Consider the following 20,610-nt stretch of genomic DNA (forward strand, 5'->3'; position numbering starts at 1 on the left):
ACGCGGAGAGGAGGCCGGCGCCCGGTGTGGTGGACATACGGGCGGCGATGGCGAAAATATGACAGGAACCACCGGTCCGCACACAGAACGAGCAGCCCGCGACCGCCGGTCCGGGGCCGATGACCCGTGATGGGGGCCCACGGATCAGGTGGACTCACGGCAGGGCCGTGTCGTCAGCCGAGCATGGAGATCGGCGGATGGCCCCACTCGGCGCCCGCGGTCCCGGCGACGGCGGCCTCGGCCCCCGCGCCCCCGGCGTCAGCGGCGGCGCCGCCTGCGCGCCTCGGCGCCGGGGCCGAGCCCGGCGGCGCCCCCGACCGCCCCGCCGGGGCGACCAGGGTGGGCGCGATGCCCAGGTCCGAGGCCGAGGCCGAGGCACCAGCGGCGTCGACCGCGTCGACCGTCGTGCACATCGCGCCGGCTATGCCCGCGACCGCCGGCGGCAATGGCGCCTGGGTGGTCGGAAGGACGACGGTGAAGACCGTGCGGCCGGGGACGCTGGTGACGGCGATGCGTCCACGGTGGGCCTCCACGACGGCGGCGACGATCGCCAGTCCCAGCCCGGTGCTGCCGGCGGTGCGCGATCGCGACGAGTCGCCCCGCGCGAACCGTTCGAAGACGTTGGGCAGTAGCTCCGCCGGGATACCAGGCCCGTCGTCGGTCACCGAGAGCCGGATCTCGCCGGGCTCCGGGACGTCCGTGGCCGACCGCGCCGCGGGCACCGCGGAACCCGCGGCGGACCCCCTGGACCGCGCCGCCGATGCCCCGGACCGCTCCGCCGTCGGCGACCGGCTGCTGCCAGTGGGCGCCGAGGCGGGCGAGGACGACGCGGACACGGCGGCAGCGGGGCACAGTTCGAGGGCGACGGTGACGGATGTGCCCGGCGGGGTGTGGGTACGGGCGTTGGCCAGCAGGTTCGCGAGCACCTGGTGCAGGCGGGCCTGATCACCGCGGACCGTCACCGGCTCGGGCGGGAGGTCCAGGCGGAAACGATGCCCGGGCGCGGCGATGTGCGCGTCGCTGACGACGTCGACGACCAGAAGGGACAGGTCGACGCAGCCATGCTCCAGCGGGCGCCCCGAGTCCAGCCGGGCGAGCAGGAGCAGGTCCTCCACCAGGGCGGTCATCCGTTTCGTCTCGGACTCCACCCGGCTCATCGCGTACGCGATCTCCGGTGGCACCGAGGCTCTCGTCGGATCGGCGGAGCCAGGGTTCCGGTCGCCGATCCGCCGTGTGAGCTCGGCGTAGCCGCTGATCGCGGCAAGCGGCGTACGCAGCTCGTGGCTCGCGTCGGCGACGAACTGGCGGACCCTCGTCTCGCTGGCGTGCCGGGCGGCCAGCGCCGCGCCGACGTGGCCCAGCATGTGGTTCAGCGCCGCGCCGACCTGGCCGACCTCGGTCCAGGGATCGGTATGGACGTCCGGAACCCGGACACGCAGCGTGACCTCGCCGCGGTCCAGCGGAAGCTCCGCGACCTGGGCCGCGGTCGCGGCGACCCGGCGCAACGGCCGCAGCGTCCGCCGGACCGTCACCGCGCCGATCACCCCGAGGAGCAGCACCCCACCGACGGCGACACCACCGGCGACGATGAGCAGCTGGTTCACGGTGGCGTCGACCTCGGCGAGCGACTGGCCGCTCACGACCACGACGCTGCCGTCGGGCACCAGCCCGGCCGTCACCCGATAGTCGCCTAGGTCACCTAGCGTAACGGTCTGGACCGTCCTGTTCGCGGGAACGGCGGCGAGCCTGTTCGCGGGAACGGCGGCGAGCTTGTCCGCGACGTCGGCGGCGAGCTTGGTGATGACGTCGTCCTTCCCCAGGACGGCGGCGGTCTCGACCTTGCCGTTGACGACGAGGGCGGCGACGGTGCCGAACGTCTGGCCGCGCTGGCCGAGGAAGTCAGCGGCCGTGCCCTGCCAGGCCGGCGCGTTCGTCCCCCGCTCGAACAGCGTGCCGGCGCCGGGGTCCGTCGCGCCGGAGGCGGGATCGCTGGCACCCAGCCCGTCGCCGCCGGCCGGCGCCTGGTTCGGGTACCCCAGCACGTTGCCGGAAGGCAGCGGCCCAGTGGAGCCCGGCGGCGGCTTGCGCCACCTGTCGTCCACCGCCAGGAGACGGCCGTCGACCTGCTTGACGAGGTAGGACCGTAGTTCGAGGGCGGTTACTCCGACGATCGACGCCGAGACGGCCGTCAGCAGCAGGATCAGCAGCGCGAGCAGGCGCGCCCGCAGGGACCATCGCCAAGGCGCGAGCATCCGTCGCGGCGCACGCGGCGCACGTGCGGAACGTGATGATCGCCGCGGGCGGGACAACCACCGCGGGCGAGACGACTGCCGTTCGGCCGCGGCGACGTTCACTCCGACGTCGCCGCGGGCGTCCGGTTCGCCGGCGTGGCCGACGCGGCCGACACGGCCGACGCGACCGGTCGGAGCACGTAGCCCGCGCCGCGCATCGTGTGGATCATCGGCTGGCGGCCGGCGTCTATCTTCTTGCGCAGGTATGAGACGTAGAGCTCGACGACGTTTGCCTGGCCGCCGAAGTCGTAGTTCCACACCCGGTCGAGGATCTGCGCCTTGCTCAGCACGCGGCGCGGGTTGCGCATGAAGTAGCGGAGCAGCTCGAACTCGGTCGCGGTGAGGTGGATCTCCGTGCTTTCCCGGTAGACCTCTCGGCTGTCCTCGTCGAGGCTGAGGTCGCCGACGACGAGGACGTTGCGACGGGCCGCGACCTTTCCGTGCACCCGGCGCATCAGCCCGCGCAACCGGGCGGCGAGCTCCTCGATGCTGAAGGGCTTGGTCACATAGTCGTCGCCGCCGGCGGTGAGCCCGAGAACCCGGTCCTCGACCGCGTCCTTGGCGGTCAGGAACAGCACCGGGATATCGGGGCGGACCGACCGCATCGAGCGCAGCACCGCGAGCCCGTCCATGTCGGGCAGCATGATGTCGAGCACGACCGCGTCGGGCTGGAACTCGTCGACCATCCGCAGCGCTGTCTTCCCCGTGCCGGCGCCGGCGACGTCCCAGCCCTCGTAGCGCAGCGCCATCGTCAGCAGTTCGGTCAGCACGGCCTCGTCGTCGACGACCAGCACACGCAGCGCTCTGCCGTCGGCGGCCCGCGGCTCGAACGACGCCCCGCGCGCGCCGCGCGGCCCGGCGGGCTCCATCGACACCACCGCGGCGGAGGCGTACGGCGCCGATCCAGCCGCGAGCGCGGCGGCTGGATCGGCGGCGGGCGGGAGGCCCGGCTCCGCCTCGGGTGCGACGCCACTGCCAGCGCCCAGGACGGTGGTCGGAACCGGTTCGCGCCATGCCATACCCAGAGATTGGACCCACTGTCTGTGGACTTCCTGAGCCGTCCCTGTGAAAGACCTGTGGACCGGGCCAACCCACCCGAGCGTGGACGTTAAGGCGCCATCAAGGAGCCGCCGAGGGGCCATCGCCGACGACTGCCCTGAAGATCCGCCGTGGCCCCTCTAGTCGTGGACGGCGGCGGTGCCGATGGCGGGAGTGGTGGGTTGCTTGGAGCCGCCGGCCGGCTCGACGGTCACCTTCACCGACCTCACGTTGCGCTGGAGCTGGAGGAGGCGGGTCGCCCTGCCGGCGTTGCCATCGACGACGGCCGCGGACTTGACACCATCAGGTGTCGACATCCACAGCTGGTACACCCGGTTGTTTGGAAGCGGCGGCAGGTCGCGGACATCGACGTACGCCCGGTCACCGAACGGGATCACCGCGATGGTCCCGCCGCCAGTCATCGGCTGCGCCGAGCCGGCCGCGGCGGCGGCCACGACCGCGTCGAGGTCCGATACGCGCGCCCGCTCCGCGGCAAGCTGGTTGCGCTGGTCGACGGACACGGCGCCGACGACGCCGAGACCCACCAGCGCCACGACCGCCGCCGCGGCGGCGGCGACCGCGACCACCTTCAGCTGGCGGCGCTCGCGCCGCTGCCGCAGGTCGTCGCCGGGCACGACGGGCGGCAGCTGACGGGTCTGGTCGATCTCCCGGAGCAGCGACGTCCGCAGGGACGGCGGCGGCGTCTCCCGCACCGCCTCGCCGAGCATGGTCGCGACGGTGCGCAGCTCCGCGACCTCCCGGGCGCAGGTCACGCAGTCGTCGAGATGCGCCTCGACCTCGGCCCTGTCCCGCGTGTCCAGCGCATCCAGCGCGTAGGCGCCGGTCAGGAGGTGTGCCTCCGGCGACGGCGAGGTCATGCGCTCACCCCCAGGCAGTCGCGCAGGCGGATGAGACCGTCGCGCATACGGGTCTTCACGGTTGGTACCGGGGTCGAGAGCAGGTGCGCAACTTCCCGGTAGGTGTGGCCGCTGTAGTAGGCCAACATGATCGATTCACGCTGGAGGTCGGTGAGACCGCCCAGGCAGCGGCGAAGCCGCTCGTACTCGAGCCGCAGCTCGACCTGCTCGGTGACCTCGTCGTAGCCGGCGTCGCCCTCCGGCGTCGCCCACACGGCACCGACCCGCCGTTCCCGGTCGGTCGCCGCCTGGGCGGAACGCACCCGGTCGACGGCCCGGCGGTGCGCAAGCGCGCATGCCCAGCCGGCGGCGCTGCCCTTGGCCGGATCGAAGCGGCTCGCGAGCCGCCAGATTTCGACGAAGACCTCCTGGGTCACCTCCTCGGCCTGAGCCGGGTCGCGTACGACCCGCTTGACCAGGCCGAAGACCTGGGAGGACAACTGGTCGTAGAAGGCGGCGAAGGCGGCGTTGTCGCCCCGGCCGGAGCGCTGGAGCAACTGCTCCGGAGCTGCCAGGCCGCCGCTGGTGGTACTGGCGCCGTAGTCGGGCGCTGCAACGGCATGGAGCGCTCGGCCGTCGTCATCGTCCGCGCGTCGAGGCATGGGCCGGAACCTCCGGATCACGAGTGTGGCGTCACTGCCGGCCGCGCCCTCTCGTGGCGCGGTCACCAGTAGTTCGACGCGGCGGCCCTTCTGGATTGCCCAACCCTTGGATCGTCTCTGACTGTTTACCTGGACGAGAGATCACATGACGGGTTGGCCGGCGGTTGGGACGTCCGGCTGGCCGATCCCGATGTCCGGCCAGCCGACTCGGCCCCACCGCCGCCACCACCACCACCGCCACCGCCACCGCCACCACCGGCACCGGCACCGGCACCGCCGGCGACGCGGCGACGCGGCGACGCGGCGACGTCCGCGTCGCGCGTCCGCCCCGGCGAACGGCGAAGGTGCTGGAGAGTCCAGGACCGGTCGCCGGCGTGCCGTGGCCAGGGTTCCAGGCAGGTGACTCGTAAGGTCGGCGCCAGCGGCTGACCGAGTCGCCATGGAAGCCGGGTCGCATTTCACGGGGATAACCGCGGTCTAATAGAGTCGGTGACATTTTCGCTAACCGTGTCACGACATGCTTTTATCCAGCCGGCGCCACCTGGGCATGATCCCCGTAACGGCGCTTGCTTTGCGGTTCCCTAGACCCGCTGTTACAGTTCTGACGGCACGGTCGACCAGCTTCCCGCCGCCCAAAACCCTTCTGCCACGAGAGGATTGCGCGATGGCCGGTCCGCGCGATGAAATGTCGAGAAACCTTCATTCAGGAAACGGTCATGCGGGCCCCGGTACCAGCGGGCCACAGGGCTGTGAAATCAAGCTTCTACCCGATCGCCTGCACGAGGATGCCGCCGCCTTCGCGACCAGGGTGAATCCCGTCAACGCACCGCTGCGCATACCGATGGCAGCCGGCCTGAGCATCGAGCCGCAGGCGCTGACCATGGTTACCTCGAAGTACTGGGGGCCGGCCCAGCGCCGGCTCACGGTGAGCTTCACGGAGTCCCCTTCGGAAGACCTCCGGGCCCGGATCATAAGCCACCTGAACGCCTGGGCCAAGAGTACGTCGGTTTCCTTCTTCGAGACCGACAAGGCCGGCGACGTGCGGATCTCGCTGGGGCAGGGTGGCTACTATTCCTACTTGGGAACCGACATCAAGCTGGTTCCGCCGAACAGGCAGACCATGAACCTCGAGGGGTTCCACATGGGCATGCCGGAGTCGGAGTTCCGGCGGGTGGTCCGGCACGAGGCGGGGCACACGCTCGGATTCGCGCACGAGCACATGCGGAAGGAGCTCGTCAGCCGCATCGACCGCGAGAAGGCGTACGCGTACTTCCTCCGGACGCAGGGCTGGGACCCGGATACGGTCAACCAGCAGGTGCTGACGCCGCTCGACGACGCCGACATCATGGGGACGCCGGCGGACCAGGACTCCATCATGTGCTACCAGCTGCCCGGCGAGATCACCTCGGATGGTCTCCCGATCCGGGGCGGGGTGGACATCAACAAGTCGGACTTCACCTTCGCCGGGAAGGTGTACCCGAAGGCGCAGGCCGTTCTTGAGCACGAATGGCCGCCGTCCGAGGACGTCCTGCTCCCCACCTGATCTCGGGCCGTCCGATCCCAGCCAGACCGGGCTGACCGGGCTGACCGCGCACACGCGCGGGAAGGAGATGCCGGAGCGTGAGCCGGTTGATCGAAGCGCAGCCTGCCGCGTTGAACCCGGCGTTGCCGGTCACCCTCCAGGTTGGCGACGTGCTCAGGCTCGCCGCGTCCGGTGGCCGGGTCAGAGAGGGCTCTTCCGTCGAGCTCCTCGGAATCTTCACGGAAGGGCTCGTGGGAACGGACGGGACCGTCCTCACTCCCCTGGGCGCGCCGAACACTGTGCTATTTCGTGCCCGTGTGCCGGGACAGAGCACGGTCGACGTCGTCACCGGTGACCCGTGGAGGTCGACACGGTCCAACAGCGTGACGGTCGTCGTCACGTGACGTCCCCTATAACCGGCCTCAGGTGGCAGAAGGTCCACATGATGATGGCCATTGTCTGAAGCACGCGAAGCGCGTCTCGATGGTTCGTGCGTGGCTCTGGGCAGGGTTCTGCCCCGCCCAGAGCCACGTTTCGCGCGTTTGTGAATATCGAGGTGGCACCCCGGAGGGACCGCCGCACGCCTACCTCGACTGGCGGCACGGCACGAGTGTGGAACGCGGCCATCCGGGGTGCTTCCCGCTTCCCCCAGCTCAGGCAGGTTCCCTCCGGCTCAGGGCAGGGCGGGTTCGGGGATCGCCGGTCTTGACTCCAGGTGACGGAGAGCCGGTGGGAGCGCGCTGGTGTGCAGGACGCCGAGGGAGCGGGTGGCTCGGGTCAGGGCGACGTAGAGGTCGTTCAGGCCGCGGGGAGACTCGGCGATGATCCGGTCCGGGTCGACGACCAGGACCGTGTCGAACTCGAGGCCCTTGGACTGGCGGACCGTGAGGACCGCGACCGGGGATTCCAGGTCCGGGTCCTCGCTGACGGTGGTGGCGACCGGGAGAACAGCCTCAAGGTCGCGACTCAGGTCGTCGAGAAGGTCCGCAGGGACGAGGACCGCCATACGGCCCCCGTCGGGGCCGTCGCCCAGCGCCGCCCGCAGGTCGGCGACCTCGCGGGCCGTGACAGCGGCCAGCTCGACCGCGAGCGCGTCCGGCTCGACGGCGAGGCTCCACGGGGAGGCGCCAGTCTCCCGGACGGAACGCGGCAGTTCCAGCTCCGGGTCGATCGCGCCGAGCACGCCCGCGGCAACCGACATGATCTCGGCCGGCGTGCGGTAGTTGACCGTAAGTCGTTCCAGCCGCCAGCGATCGCCCAGATGCGGCCCGAGGACGCGGCGCCACGATGAGGCGCCGGCAAGGTCACCGGTCTGGGCGACGTCGCCGACCAGTGTCATGGAACGGCTCGGGCAGCGGCGCATCACCATGCGCCAGGCCATGTCCGAAAGCTCCTGAGCTTCGTCCACGATGACGTGCCCGTAGGCCCAGGTCCGGTCGGCGGCGGCGCGTTCCGCCGTCGAACGGTCGTCGTCGTCCTCGTGCCGTTCCGCGAGCCGCTCGGCGTCGAGCAGGTCGGAGACCATGAGGATGTCCGGGTCGTCGTCCATGTCCCGAGTGAGGATGTCGACGACGCCCTGTGCGTAGGCGATCCGCTGGCGGCGGCGCCGTTCGGCGGCGGCCAGCGCCTCGGTCTCGTCCTCGCCCAGAAACTCGGCGGCCTCGTCGAGCAGCGGGACGTCCGCCGCGGTCCACATCCCGTCAGCCGCCCGGCCGCCATGCGGGTCGGGCCGGCAGAGGAGCAGCCGCTCGCCGTCGGTGAAACCGGCCGCCCCCGCGGCCGATGCGAGCAGGTCCTCGTCGGCGAACAGGTCGGACAGCAGCCACTGGGGCGTGAGGACGGGCCACAGATCGTCAAGCGCGACCAGCACCCCGTCGTCCTGGCGCAGCTCGCGGCGGATGTCGTCGATGATCTCATCGCCGAGCAGACTGGTGCCGGCGCCCGGCGCGTCGTCCTCGCCGAGCGGGTCCTCGGCGTACGGGTCGGCGCCCAGCCGGTCGGCGTACTGCTGAGCCAGCGCGTCGATGACCGCGCGGACGAATACCGGGCGGGCCTGGTTGTGCGCGCGCAGGGTGGCACGCGCCTGGTCACGGGCCGCCTCACAGATGGCCGGGTCAAGCAGCAGGACGTCATCCTCGAACGGGATTTCCAGCGCTTCGTCGGGCACCCGCTGCCGGTCGCGCACCGCGGCTTCGATCAGTGCCACCATCCGGGCACTGCCCTTGATCTGCGCGGCTTCACGCGGCTCGGTCCGTTCGGCGCGAACGCCCGGGAACAGGTCGCCGACAGTGGACAGCACCACGCTGGTCTCGCCGAGAGCGGGCAGAACATGGGATATGTATCGCAGGAAGGTCGTGTTCGGACCGATGACCAGCACGCCACGCTTCGACAGTTGTTCGCGATAGGTATAGAGCAGGTAGGCGGCGCGATGCAGCGCGACGGCCGTCTTGCCAGTGCCAGGTCCGCCCTGGACGACGAGCACCCCGGAATGCTCACCCCTGATGATCCGGTCCTGCTCGGCCTGGATGGTCTCGACGATGTCGCCCATCCGGCCCGTCCGGCCGGCGGACAGCGCGGCGAGCAACCGCGCCTCGCCGGTCAGCGTCTCGTGGCCGGAACGGCCCTCCGCGGCACTCGCGTCAAGGTCGAGCACCTCATCGTCGATCTGGGACACCTGCCGGCGCGACGTGCGGATGTGGCGACGGCGGCGGACGCCCTCCGGGGAGGCGGCGGTGGCGAGATAGAAGGGACGGGCCGCCGGTGCCCGCCAGTCGATCAGCAGCGGGGCGTAGTCGTCGGACTCCTCGAAAATGCCCAGACGGCCGACATAGCGGGTCTCGCCGTCGTGGAAGTCGAGCCGGCCGAAGCACAGCCCGTCCTCGGCCGCGTCGAACCGGGCGAGCTGACGGGTGTACATCGCGGCCGTCGCCTGCCGCTCGGTGTGCGCCTGCGGCCGGCCGCCCGGCCGCTCCCGCAGGGCATCGGCGAGCCGGGAGGACGCCTGTTCCCGGAAGTCGTCAAGACGCTCGTAGAGCATCGAGACATACTCCTGCTCTCGCCCCGCTTCCTCGTTTGACAATTCAACTCCCCGGCCAGTAAAATGCGCCCCGCGGCATTCCTCGCATCCCCACATCGACCTTTAAATTCTAGCCCTCGGAAGACGCGAGCCGGATAACGATCCAACGAGTCCTGTTCGTCGGCGACCGGTACGCCCACCGCGGACCTGATCTCGCGGACCGCCGGTCGAAATCAATCAAGCGCCGCTTCCGAGGTCGCGTCGGGCCGTGGCGGTAGACGGTCAGCTACTGACGGGAGCGCGGTGGCGGCGGCTTCTCCCGCCTGGCCGAAGCGCGCGGCGACGGACCGCCGGCCTGGCCCGGCTGACCGCGGAACCCGGCCGAACTGTCCACCCCGCCGGCGGAGTCGACGGTAAGCCACTCCCAACCGTCGCCGACGAGGTCGTTCAGGAGTTCCGGTGCGCTCCGGCCCGCGGCCAGGCCGGCGGTGGCGTAGGCGTCGGCCATGGCCAGGTCTGGCCCGACGACGGTGACGGAGGCGAGATCGGTCGCGGGTGCCCCGGTCCGCGGGTTGAGGACGTGGCTGCCTTGTTCGGCGGCGCCGGAGGTGGCGACGGCCAGGTCCGTGCCCTCGACGACGGCGACGACCCGGTCCCGGTGGAACGGGTCCGCGATCCCGACCCGCCAGGACCGCCCCGGGCCCGGCGTGCCGCGCAGGCGCAAGTCGCCGGCCGCGTTCACACAGTGATCGGTGACGCCGGCCGTGGTCAGCGCCGCGGAGGCGACATCCGCCGCCCAGCCCTTGACCAGGCCGGTCGGGTCCAGAGTGCCGTCACCGCGCCAGGCCGGGTCGAACCAGCCGCCGCTGCGCCCCCGGCAGGCGTCGGCCAGCCGGTAGACCTCCCGGACGTGCCCAGGGCAGTCCTCCAGGCCGATCTCGCCGCGGCGCAGCCGGGAGACCCAGGACCCGGCCCTGAAGGTGCTGAAGTCCTCGTCCGCCCGGTGCAGCCGCGCGGTCGCGGCCGCGACCGCCGCGTCCAGGACCGGCGCCGCCCACGCCACCCGGCCCGGTCGTGGGTCGTGGGAACCGGTCCGGGGCGGCCGCCGGATCGCGAGGCGATCCGGCGGGAGCACGATCGACGGCGGCCGGACGGCGATGCTGACGACCGTCCCCATCACCTGTTCCGCGTGCACGCGGACCGGCCGCTCGTCCGTCATCGGCTACAGCCCCGCCTTGTCGATCGCGGACTGGACGGACCACGCATACCCGCTGCTGGTGTAGGACGCCCCGGAGACCTGGTCGATCCTGGCGCTCTGGATGTCAAGGACCTCCTGCCTCAGGATCGGCACGGCCTCGTTGTTGATCTGGATGTCGCGCCACAACCGGTTCGGGAGCACCAGGGCGATCACATCTGTGATCTTGTTGTCGGTGACGACGAGCTGGACCTGCACCGGTCCGTATTTCGTGTCGATCGCGTCGCCGATGACGGTCCTCGGGCTACTCGGGCCAGACGCGCTCGGCGAGCCCGGGCCGGCGCCCGCGGTGGCGCCGGCGGTGGATTCCGCGCCGCCGGAGCCGGTTCGATCGGGGCCCGTCGATGGGGTCGGGGTGGCCGGCGCCGCGCCGTCGGCGGCGGATCCGGTGAGGGGCCGATCGGTCTCGGACGCTCCGGGCATTCCGGACGGCGTGGCGAGCGCGGCGGGCTGGTCGCCGTGGGCGGCCAGGGCCTTGCCGCCCACGGCGAGAACGACGGTTCCCAGTAGTCCGGCGAAGCCAAGCCGCGCCCGATAGGCCTTGCCGGCGTTGAGGTTCATGTCAGGTCGCGGCATCCGCTCCCGGCCGCTGGGGGCCCGCGGGCGGCACCGCCACCTCCCTTCGTGTCGCGTCTTCGTTCAGTTCCCGCCCGCCGTTGCGCTCGCCAACCCTGGCGTCGCGCAGCGAGAAGTCCTCGGTGTGGATCTGGTCGTCGGCGAGGCCGAGAGCGCGCAGTGAGCGGACAAGTCCGTGGGTCAGCCCGGTGGGGCCGCAGATGAAGACATCGCGCTCGATCACGTCCGGCACCGAGCCGGCGAGCAGGTCGGCCGTCATCGGGTCGTAGCCGAGCTCACGCCGCGACCCGACCATGCTATGGACCGTCAGCCGATGCCTGCTCGCGATGGTCCGTAGCTCCCTCCACAGCGCGAGATCGTGCGCCTTGCGCACCCGGTGGATGACGACGACGTCGTCGCCGCGATTGGCGAGTTCCTCCGCGAGCGCCCGGATCGGCCCGATCCCACCGCCACCGGCGACGAGCAGCGACTTGCCTCGGGTCGCCCGCTCGGCGGTGAACAGCCCGAACGGGCCATCGGCGACCACGAACGTGCCGGGACGGAGGCCGGCCATCGCCCGGGAATGATCGCCCGCGGCCTTGACGGTGATGCGCAGCCGGTCCGGCCGGGGCGGTGCGGACAACGAGTAGGGATGCGCGCTGAGCCAGTGCCCCGGGGCGAGGAACCGCCACCGCAGGAACTGTCCGGGCCGTGCCCCGAGCCGGTCCACGTTCCGGCCGCGGATCCACACCGAGACGATCCCCGGCGCCTCCTCGACGACACGCTCCACGCGCAGTCGATGCCGGGCGGTCGCGACAAGCGGGAGGACCAGCCGCCCGATGACCAGGCAGGCGAACACAGCCACGTACATCGCCCGCCAGAGCCGCTGGTTGACCGGGTGGCCGACGAACTCGGCACCGGTGGACACCTGGTGCCCGTAGACCAGAAGCACGGCCGCGTAGGAGGTCAGGTGCAGGAGGTACCAGACCTCGTAGGAGATCCGTGGGCGCAGCGTACGGGCGCTGGCCACCCCGACGGTGACGAACAGCAACACGCCGATCGTCGCCTTCCACATCTCCGGATAGGTCGTGATCACGGTAAACAGCTCGGACACCGGCTGCCGGTGATCGGCAAGCCCATAGCCCCAGACCGTCAGCAGCACATGCAGGACCATCAGCAGCACGATGTTAGTGCCCAGCCCCCGGTGCCAGGCCGCCAGCCGTCCCAGCCCGACGGCCCGCTCGAGCACCGGAATCCTCGCCATGAGCAGCAGCTCGACCAGCATCAGGTAGGCCGCGAGCAGCCCGCAGACCCGGCCGAACGAGGTCATCACCGCCGCGCCGCCCCGCAGACTGGTCGCCGGGGTGCCCAACCACCACAGCCCCACGACCAGGACGCCCCAGGCCACCAGCCCCGCCCGCACCGCGAGCCGCCCCCGCCACCCCGCGGACCGCGACGACCGTGGGCCCGACGCCCGCCCGACCGACCGCCCGCCGGCCGAGGGGGCCGCCTCGGCGACCGCCCGGCGCGGAACACCGCCACCGGCCCGCTCAGCATCTCCAGCGCCGCCGGCGTCCGGGGCGTCCTCGCCGGCACCGGCATCCCTACCGCCGTCGGTATCCCTGGCGTTGTCATCCCTGGCGTTGTCGACGGCGGCGGTGCCGCGGCTCGGGTCGGACCAGGACCCCGGACTCGGCATCATTTCTGCCGGCAACGCGAGTTCAAGGCGGTAACCCGGCATGGTCGCCGGCACGTCGGTCGAGTCGACAGCACCGAGGTCGACCACCGGACCCCCATCACCCACCGACGCGGGTTCAAGGCGGTAACCCGGCATGGTCGCCGGCACGTCGGTCGAGTCGACAGCACCGAGGTCGACCACCGGACCCCCGTCACCCACCGACGCGGGTTCAAGGCGGTAACCCGGCATGGTCGCCGGCACGTCGGTCGAGTCGACGGGATCGAGATCGGCCGCCGAAGCCTCGTCACCCGGCACCCGAGTGGAGTCCATGAGGATAGAGCGTGTCCGCTCGGCCGGAGAATTCCCTGGGAGAGTCCTGCGGACGACTCGTGAATCTGGAACCGGTGCCTGGACCACACGGCCCGTTCCAGTAGATCAGCGTTCGGTCAGCACCATGCGCCACCGAGCGGAGACTGGACGCAGTCTCCCGGGTCGCGGCGCGGAGCACCGGACGGTGTAGGGCCAATGCGTTCGTGGTACGGCGGCCCCAAGCCCTGATGCTGGCCTACGCCCGGCGAGCCGGCAAACGGACCGACCGACCGCCGGCCTCCTCAAGCGAGTCATCTGGCCACGATCTCCGGGGATCGAGACCAATCGAGCACCGCCACGGTAACTGTCGCCGGGCCATGCGGCCGATGACCGAGGTCAGCGGCAGGGCACGATGAGACGGAAGGTCGCACCGCCGCCGAGTGTGGGCTGGTAGTCGACATGGCCGCCATGGGCGGCGGCGACAGCCGCGACGATGGACAGGCCCAGCCCGGTGCCGCCGGCGTCGCGGGAGCGGCCCGGGTCGGCACGGTAGAAGCGTTCGAAAATGTGGGCGACGGCGTCTTCGGGGATGCCCGCACCATGATCGATAACCGAAATCACTACGTCGGCTGCCTCCGAAGCCAGGTGCTTCCCTGGCCCCATGGCTCGCTTGCCCGAGGAATTCACGCTCGTCGAGGAGCCAGGCGTGGCGATCGACTCTGGATTCAGGTCCGCGCCGATCTCGGCCGCCTTGACGGCTTTGGCCAGGTTCGGAGCGGCGTCGGTGACGGCGGTCGTCGCGGCACTTGTGACGGTGGTGGCGACGGTCACGGCGATCGGAGTGTCCGGCGGGGTATGGACGAGCGCATTGCGGACGAGGTTCCCGATCGCCTGCCGTAGCCGGCCCTCATCGCCGGTGATCTCCAGGAACGGAGGTGTGCCGGTCTCGATGAGCCTGTTCGGTGCGACGACGCGGGCATCGGTCACGATGTCGCGGACCATGGCGGCGACATCGACCGGCTCGCGTTCGGTCGTCGGCCCCTGGTCCAGCCGGGCAAGCAGCAGCAGATCATCCACCAGACCGGTCATCCTGGTGGACTCCTCCTCGATGCGGCGCATGACCATGGCCAGGTCCTCGGGCCGTTCGGCGGCGCCCCGGTGGAACATCTCGGCATAGCCGCGAATCGAGGTGAGCGGGGTTCGCAGTTCGTGGCTGGCGTCCGCGACGAAGCGACGCAATCGCTGTTCGGATGCCTCCCTGGCGCGGAAGGCCGCCTCTATCTGGGTGAGCATGGCGTTGAACGCCAGACCGAGCCGTCCGACCTCCGTACGCCGGCTTGTGTCCGCGACCCGTTTCGCCAGGTCGCCCCCGGCGATCTCGTCGGCCGTAAGCTCGATCCGGGTCAGCGGGCGCAGCCCGACCCGGATGAGGAGGTAGGCCAGCGCTACCAGTGCAGCCATCACCACCGAACTCGCGATAATCTCGATCTTGGCCACGCGTTCGAGGGTGGCGTCCATCTCCGCGTAGGGGACGGCAACGACGAGCACGTCCCCGTTGTCGAAACGCTCAGCGAGCATCCGGAACCGGTCGTCGTGCCCCTCGGCGGGCACGGTCCACAGCGGGGCGGTCGCCAGGTTCGGGCGAACCTCGGCCGCGGCGAGCAGCCAGGCCTCGATGACCGGGCGCTCGGTCGGCGTCCGGGCACCACTCGGGCCCGGGCTGGACTCCAGCAGCCGATGGCCGCCGCCGTCGTACAGCGCTCCGTAGGTTCCAACCAGGAACGCGCTGCCAAATCGCGGGTCCCGATCGTCACCGTCGGCGCTACCCCACCTACCTTGACCGCTGTTATCGCTGTCGTTGTCGCCATAGCCAGTGCCGCGCAGCAGGGTCTGCTCCATCACCGGGTGGGCGTCACGCACCTGCTGGTCCAGGCGTCTCATCAGGTAGGACTGCAAGGCGAAATGGGTTCCGACCGCGCCGAGCGTCAGGCCGACCGCGAGCAGTCCCACCAGGGCGAGCAACAACCTGGCACGCAACGACATACCAGCTCCCGCCGAGATCAGCGCGGTAGGCGCAGCACGTAGCCGACCCCGCGCACCGTGTGAATCAGCGGCGGCTGAACATCGTCGATCTTTCGCCGCAGGTAGCTGATGTAGGTCTCCAGGACGCTGGCTTCCCCGCTGAAGTCATGGCCCCAGACGTGGTCGAGGATCTGGGCCCGGGTCAGGACGGCGCGGGCATTGGTGAGCAGGTAGTGCAAAAGGCGGTACTCCGTCACGGTCAGCTCGACAAGACGCCCGGCGCGGCGGACATCCCTGGTCCGTGGGTCGAGTTCCAGGTCGGCGAAGCGCAGCGGCGCGGGCCCGTCATCGCCGGGCGCGGCGGTACCGGCGCGCCGCAGGACCGCGCGGACTCGGGCCACCAGTTCGGAGACCGCGAACGGCTTGGTCACGTAGTCATCGCCGCCGAGGGTCAGCCCGCGCACCTTGTCCTCGGTGGTGTCGCGGGCCGTGAGGAACAGAGTCGGAACGCCATGCCCCGCGTGGCGCAACCGCTCGCAGACGGCGAACCCGTCGATGTCCGGGAGCATGACGTCGAGCACGAGCAGATCCGGCGGGTCCAGCGCGACCCGGGTCAGCGCGGCCTGGCCCGAGTGCACGGCGGCTATCTCGAAGCCCTCATACCGCAGCGCCATGGCGACAAGATCGGTGATCGCCTCCTCGTCGTCGACGACCAGGACCCTGACCCGCGGGCCGCCCGCGCCACCTGTCGAGGTGCGGGCCGAGTCCCCCGCCGATGGACTCACCGATGCCGTCACAAACCCAGTCTCGCCCTTGGCAGGTCCGGCCCGATGACCGATGGAAGTGTGGCGGCGGCGGCGACCTGTCCCACGTAGCTGAAGCACGCCGCGACCGCCAGGCCGGACTGGCCAGGCTGACCGCGGAAACCAGCCGAGTAGGCCACCCCACCGGTCGAGTCGACAGTGAGCCACTCCCAGCCGTCACGGGCGAGGTCGTTCAAAAGTTCCGGTGCGTTCCGGCCCGCGGCAAGACCCGCGGTCGCGTAGGCATCGGCCAACGCCAGATCCGGCCCAACAACCGTGACGGAGGCGAGACCCGACGCGGGCTCTCTCGTCCACGGATCGACGACATGGCCACCCTGCTCGGCGATGCCAGAAGTGGCCACAGCCAGATTCGTGCCCTCGACGACAGCGACGATCCGATCCCGGTGAAACGGGTCCGCGATCCCCACCCGCCACGGCGCCGGTGCGCCACGCAGACGCAGATCCCCGGCCGCGTTCACACAATAGTCGGCAACTCCAGCCAGGGACAGCGCCGCCGAAGCGACGTCCGCCGCCCAGCCCTTCACCAGACCAGTCGGATCCAAAGTGCCGTCACCACGCCACGCCGGATCGAACCAGCCGCCGCTGCGGTCCCGGCAGGCCTCGGCAAGCCGGTAGACCTCCCGAACATGCCCAGGGCAGTCCTCCAGACCGATCTCGCCGCGCCGCAGCCGGGAGACCCACGACCCCGCCCTGAAGGTACTGAAATCCTCATCCGTTTGCCGCAGTGCCGCCACCGCCACCGCGATCGCCGCGTCCACACCCAGCGCCGCGGGACCCGCCCCATCCGATGGCGGGCCGTGGAGACCGGCCGTTCTCGACGGCGACCGGACGGCGATGCTCACGACCGTCCCCATCACCGGCTCCACATGCACATGGCCCGGCCGCCCGTCCGCCATCACGTCAGCCCCGCCTTGTCGATCGCGGACTGCACGGACCACGCATACCCACTGCTGGTGTAAGAGGCGCCGGAAACGACATCGATCTTGGCGCTCTGGGCCGTGAGGACCTCCTGCCGCAGGATCGGCACAGCCTGGCTGTTGATCTCGATGTCGCGTCGCTCCCGGTCCGGTACCTGGAGAGTGATCACATCGGTGATCTTGTTACCGCTGATGACGAGTTGTACTTGTACTGCCCCATACCTCGTGTCCGTCGGGTCGCCGGTGACAGTCCTCGTGCCCGATGTAGTGCCCGACGTACCGCTGGAGGAGCCCGAGCCTGACGTGCCCGAGGCGGTCGAGCCGGAACCGCCGGTGGATCCAGCGCTGCTGGAACCGGTTGAGCCGGCGCTGGCGGATGGGGTCGGGGTGGCCGTCACCGTGCCGTCGTTCCCTGAGGCCTCGTCGCCAGACGACGCCTCGTCTCCGCTACTGCTGGAGGACCCCGTGGAGGACTGACCCGTCCCGGACGTGCTCGGCATGGCGAGCGCGGCGGGTTGGTCTCCCTGGGTGGCCATGGCCTTGCCGCCGACGACGAGAACGACGGTTCCCAGTAGTCCGGCGAAGCCAAGCCGCGCCCGATAGGGCTTCCCGGCGTTGAGGTTCATGTCAAGTCGCGGCGCCTGCTTCCGGCCCAGGGACCGGGTGAAGGCACCGCCACCTCCTTTCTTCTTCGGTCTTCGGTTCCGGTCCCGCACGTCAGCGGAGCGGTCAGCGCAGCGAGAAGTCCTCGGTGTGGATCTGGTCGTCGGCGAGGCCGAGAGCGCGCAGTGAGCGGACAAGCCCGTGGGTCAGCCCGGCGGGCCCGCAGATGAAGACGTCGCGCTCGATCACGTCCGGCACCGACTCGGCAAGCAGGTCGGCCGACATCGGGTCATACCCAAGCTCACGCCGCGACCCGACGACGCCGTGCACCAGCAGCCGCTGGTTGCTCGAGATACGCCGCAGCTCCCGCCCCAGTGCGAGATCGTGCGTTCTACGCACCCGATGGACGACGATGACATCGTCGCCGCGACCTGCGAGATCCTCCGCGAGCGCCCGGACCGGCCCGATCCCACTGCCGCCCGCGACGAGCAACGATTTGCCGCAGGTGGCCTGCTGGGCGGTGAACCGCCCGAACGGGCCCTCGGCGACGACAAACGTGCCGGGTCGAAGGCGGGCGATCGTGCTCGAGTGGTCACCGGCGGCCTTGATCGTGATACGTAGCTGGTTCGGCTGGGGCGGGGCGGACAGCGAATAGGGATGAGCGCTGATCCAATGCCCAGGCGCGAGGAACCGCCACAGCAAGAACTGCCCGGATCGCGCACCGAGCCGGTCCAACTGCCGGCCGTGGAGCCACACCGAAACGACCCCGGGTGCTTCTTCGACGACGCGCTCCACCCGCAGCCGATGCCGGACAATCGCGGCGAGTGGCAGGACCAGCCGCCAGATGACGAGGCAGGCGGCGACGGCCACGTACATCGCCTGCCAGATGCGCTGGTTGACCGGATGGCCAACGAACTCGGCACCGGTCGCCGTCTGGTGCCCGAAGACCAGAAGTACAGCTACATAGCTCGTCAGGTGCAGGAGGTACCAGGCCTCGTAGGAGATCCGCGGGCGCAGCGCACGGGCGCTGGCCACCCCGACCGCGACGAACAGCAACACACCGATCGTCGCCTTCCACATCTCCGGATAGGTCGTGATCACCGTGAACAACTCGGACACCGGCTGGTTATGGTCAGCAAGCGCGTAGCCCCAGACGGTCAGCAGGACATGCAGAACCATCAGCAACACGACGTTGGTACCCAGCCCCCGGTGCCAGGCCGCCAGCCGGTCCAGGCCGACAGCCCGTTCAAATGCCGGAACCCGCGCCATCAGCAGCAGCTCGATCAACATCAGATAGGCCGCGAGCAGCCCGCAGACCCGGCCGAACGCCGTCATCACGGCCGCGCCCCCGCGCACACCGGTCCCTGAGGTGCCCAACCACCACAGCGCCACGACCAGGACGCCCCAGGCCACCAGCCCAGCCCTCACCGCGAGCCGCCCCCGCCACCCCGCCGACCGCCGCGCACCCCAGCGCGACGACCGGACGACTGCCCGATCACTGCCCCGGTTCGCGGCCTCGGCCGCCGTCCGGTGGCGGCCCGCGGCACCGCCGGAGCCGAACCGGTACTCCCGGCCGGGCGACGTCTCCACCGTCGGCACGGACTCGTGCCGCTGACCGGACATCGTCCGCCTCGCGCCGGTCGAGTCGGGGGGACCGAGTTCGGTCGCCGTAGTCCCGTCGTCTGGGGCCCGCGTGGAGTTCATGGCGCCAAGCGTGTCCACCCAACCTGGGAATTCCCTGGGAGATTCCTGGGAGCGCCCCGGGATTCAAAGCCCGCGCCGAGGCCTTTTAGGCAATTTTCAGCCATTAAGATTCTTGTCAGCCGTGCACGTCCGAGTGGACGACTGGCCGCAAGTCTGCCCGGCCAGGCACGAGCCGTGGAACGTCGCGACTGTAACCCTGCCGTACGGCGCTCCAATGCACCCGGGCGGTTCAGCGGCCCGCGGTGACGGCGGACGCGGCGTAGACGCCGGGTGGAACGCCGACGGCCTCCCGGAAGTCGCGGTTGAAGTGGGCCTGGTCGAACCAGCCGAGGCTGGCGGCAAGCTCCGCGAGATTGATGCCGGCCGGGTCACCGGCCGCCGCCGCGGCGTCGAGGGCGGCCTGGGCGTCGTGCAGGCGGAAGCGGCGCAGCACCCACTTCGGGCCGACGCCGACGTAGTGGCGGAAGAGGCGCTGCAGCGTGCGGAGCTCGATGTCGTGCCGCTCGGCGACGGCCTGGACGGCGGTGAGCGCGCGGTCGGCCAGCATGTCGGCGGCGATCGCCAGCACCTGCTCATATCGCGGGTCGGGGGCGGGCCTCCTGGCCAGGAGGAACTCGTCCATCAGGGCGACTCGTTCCTCGTCCTCCGTCGCGGCGAGGATCGCCGCCTGCAGGTCATGGGCGTCCTTGGCCAGCGCCGCCGGCCGGCCGGCGAAGTCACCCGCGTTCTCACCCGGGCGCTCCCGCGCGGCGTCGGCGTCGGCGACCCCGTCGTCGGCGTCGGCCGCGTCGGCCGCGTCGGCGGGTCCGGCCCGGGTGGTGAGTGCGTCCGCCAGCGGAACGGCGCGGTCGGTGTAGGCGGCGACGTCGGCACCCAGGAACGCGGCGAAGCCACCCGGGCGGAACTTCACCCCGAAAACCCGGCCCTCACCGTGGAGAAGGATGTCGAAGCGCCTGGTCACCACGCCGTGTACGAGTGTCCCTGGCATCGCGTACCCGTGCCGTGGGCCGGCGCCGGACTCCACCGACAGGTGCACCGCCGGGTGGCTCAGCACCGACGAGAGATACGACGTACCGGGCGGCAGGTCCCAGCGAACTGTCCAGTACCGCTCGACCCAGAGCCCGAGATCCGGATGCGCCGCCGGACGGCCCAACGTGAAGTGCCGCAGCCCCTCACCGGGACGCAGCACGCCGGCGAGCGACGCCGTCGGCGGCCGCGGCAGCTCGGGCGGCAGTGACCGGGGCGCCGCGCCCGCACCCGGCCACGACGACGGCGTCCCGGGTGGCCGCGCTCCCGGATCTTCCGATGCCGCTGGCGGTGTCGCGTTCGTCCAAGGCCGCACCCCGCCAGCGTAGGC

Annotated in this window: 16 protein-coding genes and 1 pseudogene; 3 read left to right on the top strand and 14 right to left on the bottom strand. The window is 70.9% G+C overall.

Annotated features, from left to right (window positions below):
- Positions 1-173: 173 nt before the first annotated feature.
- The 4 genes from QOZ89_RS32530 to sigK all read right to left on the bottom strand — a co-directional run bounded on the left by QOZ89_RS32530 (position 174) and on the right by sigK (position 4,848).
- Positions 174-2,252, bottom strand: coding sequence for a sensor histidine kinase (locus QOZ89_RS32530; RefSeq protein ID WP_241842407.1), 2,079 nt, complete (start codon positions 2,250-2,252; stop codon positions 174-176).
- Between the two features lie 98 nt (positions 2,253-2,350).
- Entirely contained in the window at positions 2,351-3,160 is an 810-nt protein-coding gene (locus QOZ89_RS32535) for a response regulator (protein WP_312627569.1), read from the bottom strand.
- A gap of 309 nt (positions 3,161-3,469) precedes the next feature.
- Positions 3,470-4,207 carry an anti-sigma factor gene (locus QOZ89_RS32540; RefSeq protein ID WP_071054047.1) on the bottom strand — a complete coding sequence of 246 codons (738 nt, stop codon included), beginning with the start codon at positions 4,205-4,207 and terminating at the stop codon, positions 3,470-3,472.
- Positions 4,204-4,848 carry an ECF RNA polymerase sigma factor SigK gene (gene sigK / locus QOZ89_RS32545; RefSeq protein ID WP_241842406.1) on the bottom strand — a complete coding sequence of 215 codons (645 nt, stop codon included), beginning with the start codon at positions 4,846-4,848 and terminating at the stop codon, positions 4,204-4,206. The genes QOZ89_RS32540 and sigK overlap by 4 nt, the downstream gene beginning before the upstream one ends.
- A 664-nt stretch (positions 4,849-5,512) precedes the next feature.
- On the opposite strand from sigK, the gene QOZ89_RS32550 reads away from it, so the two are divergent.
- Both QOZ89_RS32550 and QOZ89_RS32555 read left to right on the top strand, forming a co-directional pair.
- Positions 5,513-6,391, top strand: coding sequence for a M12 family metallopeptidase (locus QOZ89_RS32550; protein WP_083420048.1), 879 nt, complete (start codon positions 5,513-5,515; stop codon positions 6,389-6,391).
- A 77-nt stretch (positions 6,392-6,468) separates the two neighbouring features.
- Complete coding sequence (locus QOZ89_RS32555) at positions 6,469-6,774, top strand: hypothetical protein (protein ID WP_071054044.1); 306 nt, start codon at positions 6,469-6,471, stop codon at positions 6,772-6,774.
- Positions 6,775-7,043: 269 nt separating this feature from the next.
- Here the strand turns inward: QOZ89_RS32555 and QOZ89_RS32560 are convergent, their stop codons facing one another.
- From QOZ89_RS32560 to QOZ89_RS32595, 8 genes and pseudogenes are all read right to left on the bottom strand, one after another.
- Positions 7,044-9,449, bottom strand: coding sequence for a HelD family protein (locus QOZ89_RS32560; RefSeq protein ID WP_491723680.1), 2,406 nt, complete (start codon positions 9,447-9,449; stop codon positions 7,044-7,046).
- A 223-nt stretch (positions 9,450-9,672) separates the two neighbouring features.
- Entirely contained in the window at positions 9,673-10,605 is a 933-nt protein-coding gene (locus QOZ89_RS32565; protein ID WP_312627499.1) for an FAD:protein FMN transferase, read from the bottom strand.
- Positions 10,606-10,608: 3 nt separating this feature from the next.
- Entirely contained in the window at positions 10,609-11,217 is a 609-nt protein-coding gene (locus QOZ89_RS32570) for an FMN-binding protein (protein ID WP_312627501.1), read from the bottom strand.
- Positions 11,204-13,189 (bottom strand): ferredoxin reductase family protein, encoded by a 1,986-nt coding sequence (locus QOZ89_RS32575; protein WP_312627503.1) that lies wholly within the window; start codon positions 13,187-13,189, stop codon positions 11,204-11,206. Before QOZ89_RS32575 ends, QOZ89_RS32570 begins: the two co-directional genes overlap by 14 nt.
- A gap of 390 nt (positions 13,190-13,579) precedes the next feature.
- Positions 13,580-15,226, bottom strand: coding sequence for a sensor histidine kinase (locus QOZ89_RS32580; protein ID WP_312627505.1), 1,647 nt, complete (start codon positions 15,224-15,226; stop codon positions 13,580-13,582).
- A 17-nt stretch (positions 15,227-15,243) separates the two neighbouring features.
- A complete protein-coding gene (locus tag QOZ89_RS32585) occupies positions 15,244-15,921 on the bottom strand; it encodes a response regulator transcription factor (RefSeq protein WP_071054106.1) in 678 nt (225 codons plus the stop codon).
- Positions 15,922-15,998: 77 nt separating this feature from the next.
- Positions 15,999-16,925 (bottom strand): FAD:protein FMN transferase, encoded by a 927-nt coding sequence (locus QOZ89_RS32590; protein ID WP_312627573.1) that lies wholly within the window; start codon positions 16,923-16,925, stop codon positions 15,999-16,001.
- Positions 16,925-17,152 (bottom strand): annotated as a pseudogene (locus tag QOZ89_RS32595) (FMN-binding protein); the annotation flags it as partial. The gene QOZ89_RS32590 and the pseudogene QOZ89_RS32595, both read right to left, overlap by 1 nt.
- Positions 17,153-17,201: 49 nt before the next feature.
- On the opposite strand from QOZ89_RS32595, the gene QOZ89_RS32600 reads away from it, so the two are divergent.
- Positions 17,202-17,423, top strand: a complete 222-nt coding sequence (locus QOZ89_RS32600) for a hypothetical protein (RefSeq protein WP_312627582.1) — start codon at positions 17,202-17,204, stop codon at positions 17,421-17,423.
- 252 nt (positions 17,424-17,675) lie between these two features.
- On the opposite strand, the gene QOZ89_RS32605 is transcribed toward QOZ89_RS32600, so the two are convergent.
- Positions 17,676-19,172, bottom strand: coding sequence for a ferredoxin reductase family protein (locus QOZ89_RS32605; RefSeq protein ID WP_312627575.1), 1,497 nt, complete (start codon positions 19,170-19,172; stop codon positions 17,676-17,678).
- A 310-nt stretch (positions 19,173-19,482) separates the two neighbouring features.
- Positions 19,483-20,595, bottom strand: a complete 1,113-nt coding sequence (locus QOZ89_RS32610) for a DUF6597 domain-containing transcriptional factor (protein ID WP_312627507.1) — start codon at positions 20,593-20,595, stop codon at positions 19,483-19,485.
- Positions 20,596-20,610 lie beyond the last annotated feature (15 nt).

Origin of the sequence: Pseudofrankia coriaricola, from assembly GCF_032027725.1 — a bacterium.
Lineage (GTDB): Bacteria > Actinomycetota > Actinomycetes > Frankiales > Frankiaceae > Pseudofrankia.

Coding starts and splice junctions, on each gene's coding strand:
- QOZ89_RS32540 (WP_071054047.1), bottom strand. CDS start 4,207: ATGACCTCGCCGTCGCCGGAGGCACACCTCCTGACCGGCGCCTACGCG.
- QOZ89_RS32535 (WP_312627569.1), bottom strand. CDS start 3,160: ATGGAGCCCGCCGGGCCGCGCGGCGCGCGCGGGGCGTCGTTCGAGCCG.
- QOZ89_RS32570 (WP_312627501.1), bottom strand. CDS start 11,217: ATGCCGCGACCTGACATGAACCTCAACGCCGGCAAGGCCTATCGGGCG.
- QOZ89_RS32550 (WP_083420048.1), top strand. CDS start 5,513: ATGGCCGGTCCGCGCGATGAAATGTCGAGAAACCTTCATTCAGGAAAC.
- QOZ89_RS32580 (WP_312627505.1), bottom strand. CDS start 15,226: ATGTCGTTGCGTGCCAGGTTGTTGCTCGCCCTGGTGGGACTGCTCGCG.
- QOZ89_RS32530 (WP_241842407.1), bottom strand. CDS start 2,252: ATGCTCGCGCCTTGGCGATGGTCCCTGCGGGCGCGCCTGCTCGCGCTG.
- QOZ89_RS32605 (WP_312627575.1), bottom strand. CDS start 19,172: ATGTCCGGTCAGCGGCACGAGTCCGTGCCGACGGTGGAGACGTCGCCC.
- sigK (WP_241842406.1), bottom strand. CDS start 4,848: ATGCCTCGACGCGCGGACGATGACGACGGCCGAGCGCTCCATGCCGTT.
- QOZ89_RS32590 (WP_312627573.1), bottom strand. CDS start 16,925: ATGGCGGACGGGCGGCCGGGCCATGTGCATGTGGAGCCGGTGATGGGG.
- QOZ89_RS32565 (WP_312627499.1), bottom strand. CDS start 10,605: ATGACGGACGAGCGGCCGGTCCGCGTGCACGCGGAACAGGTGATGGGG.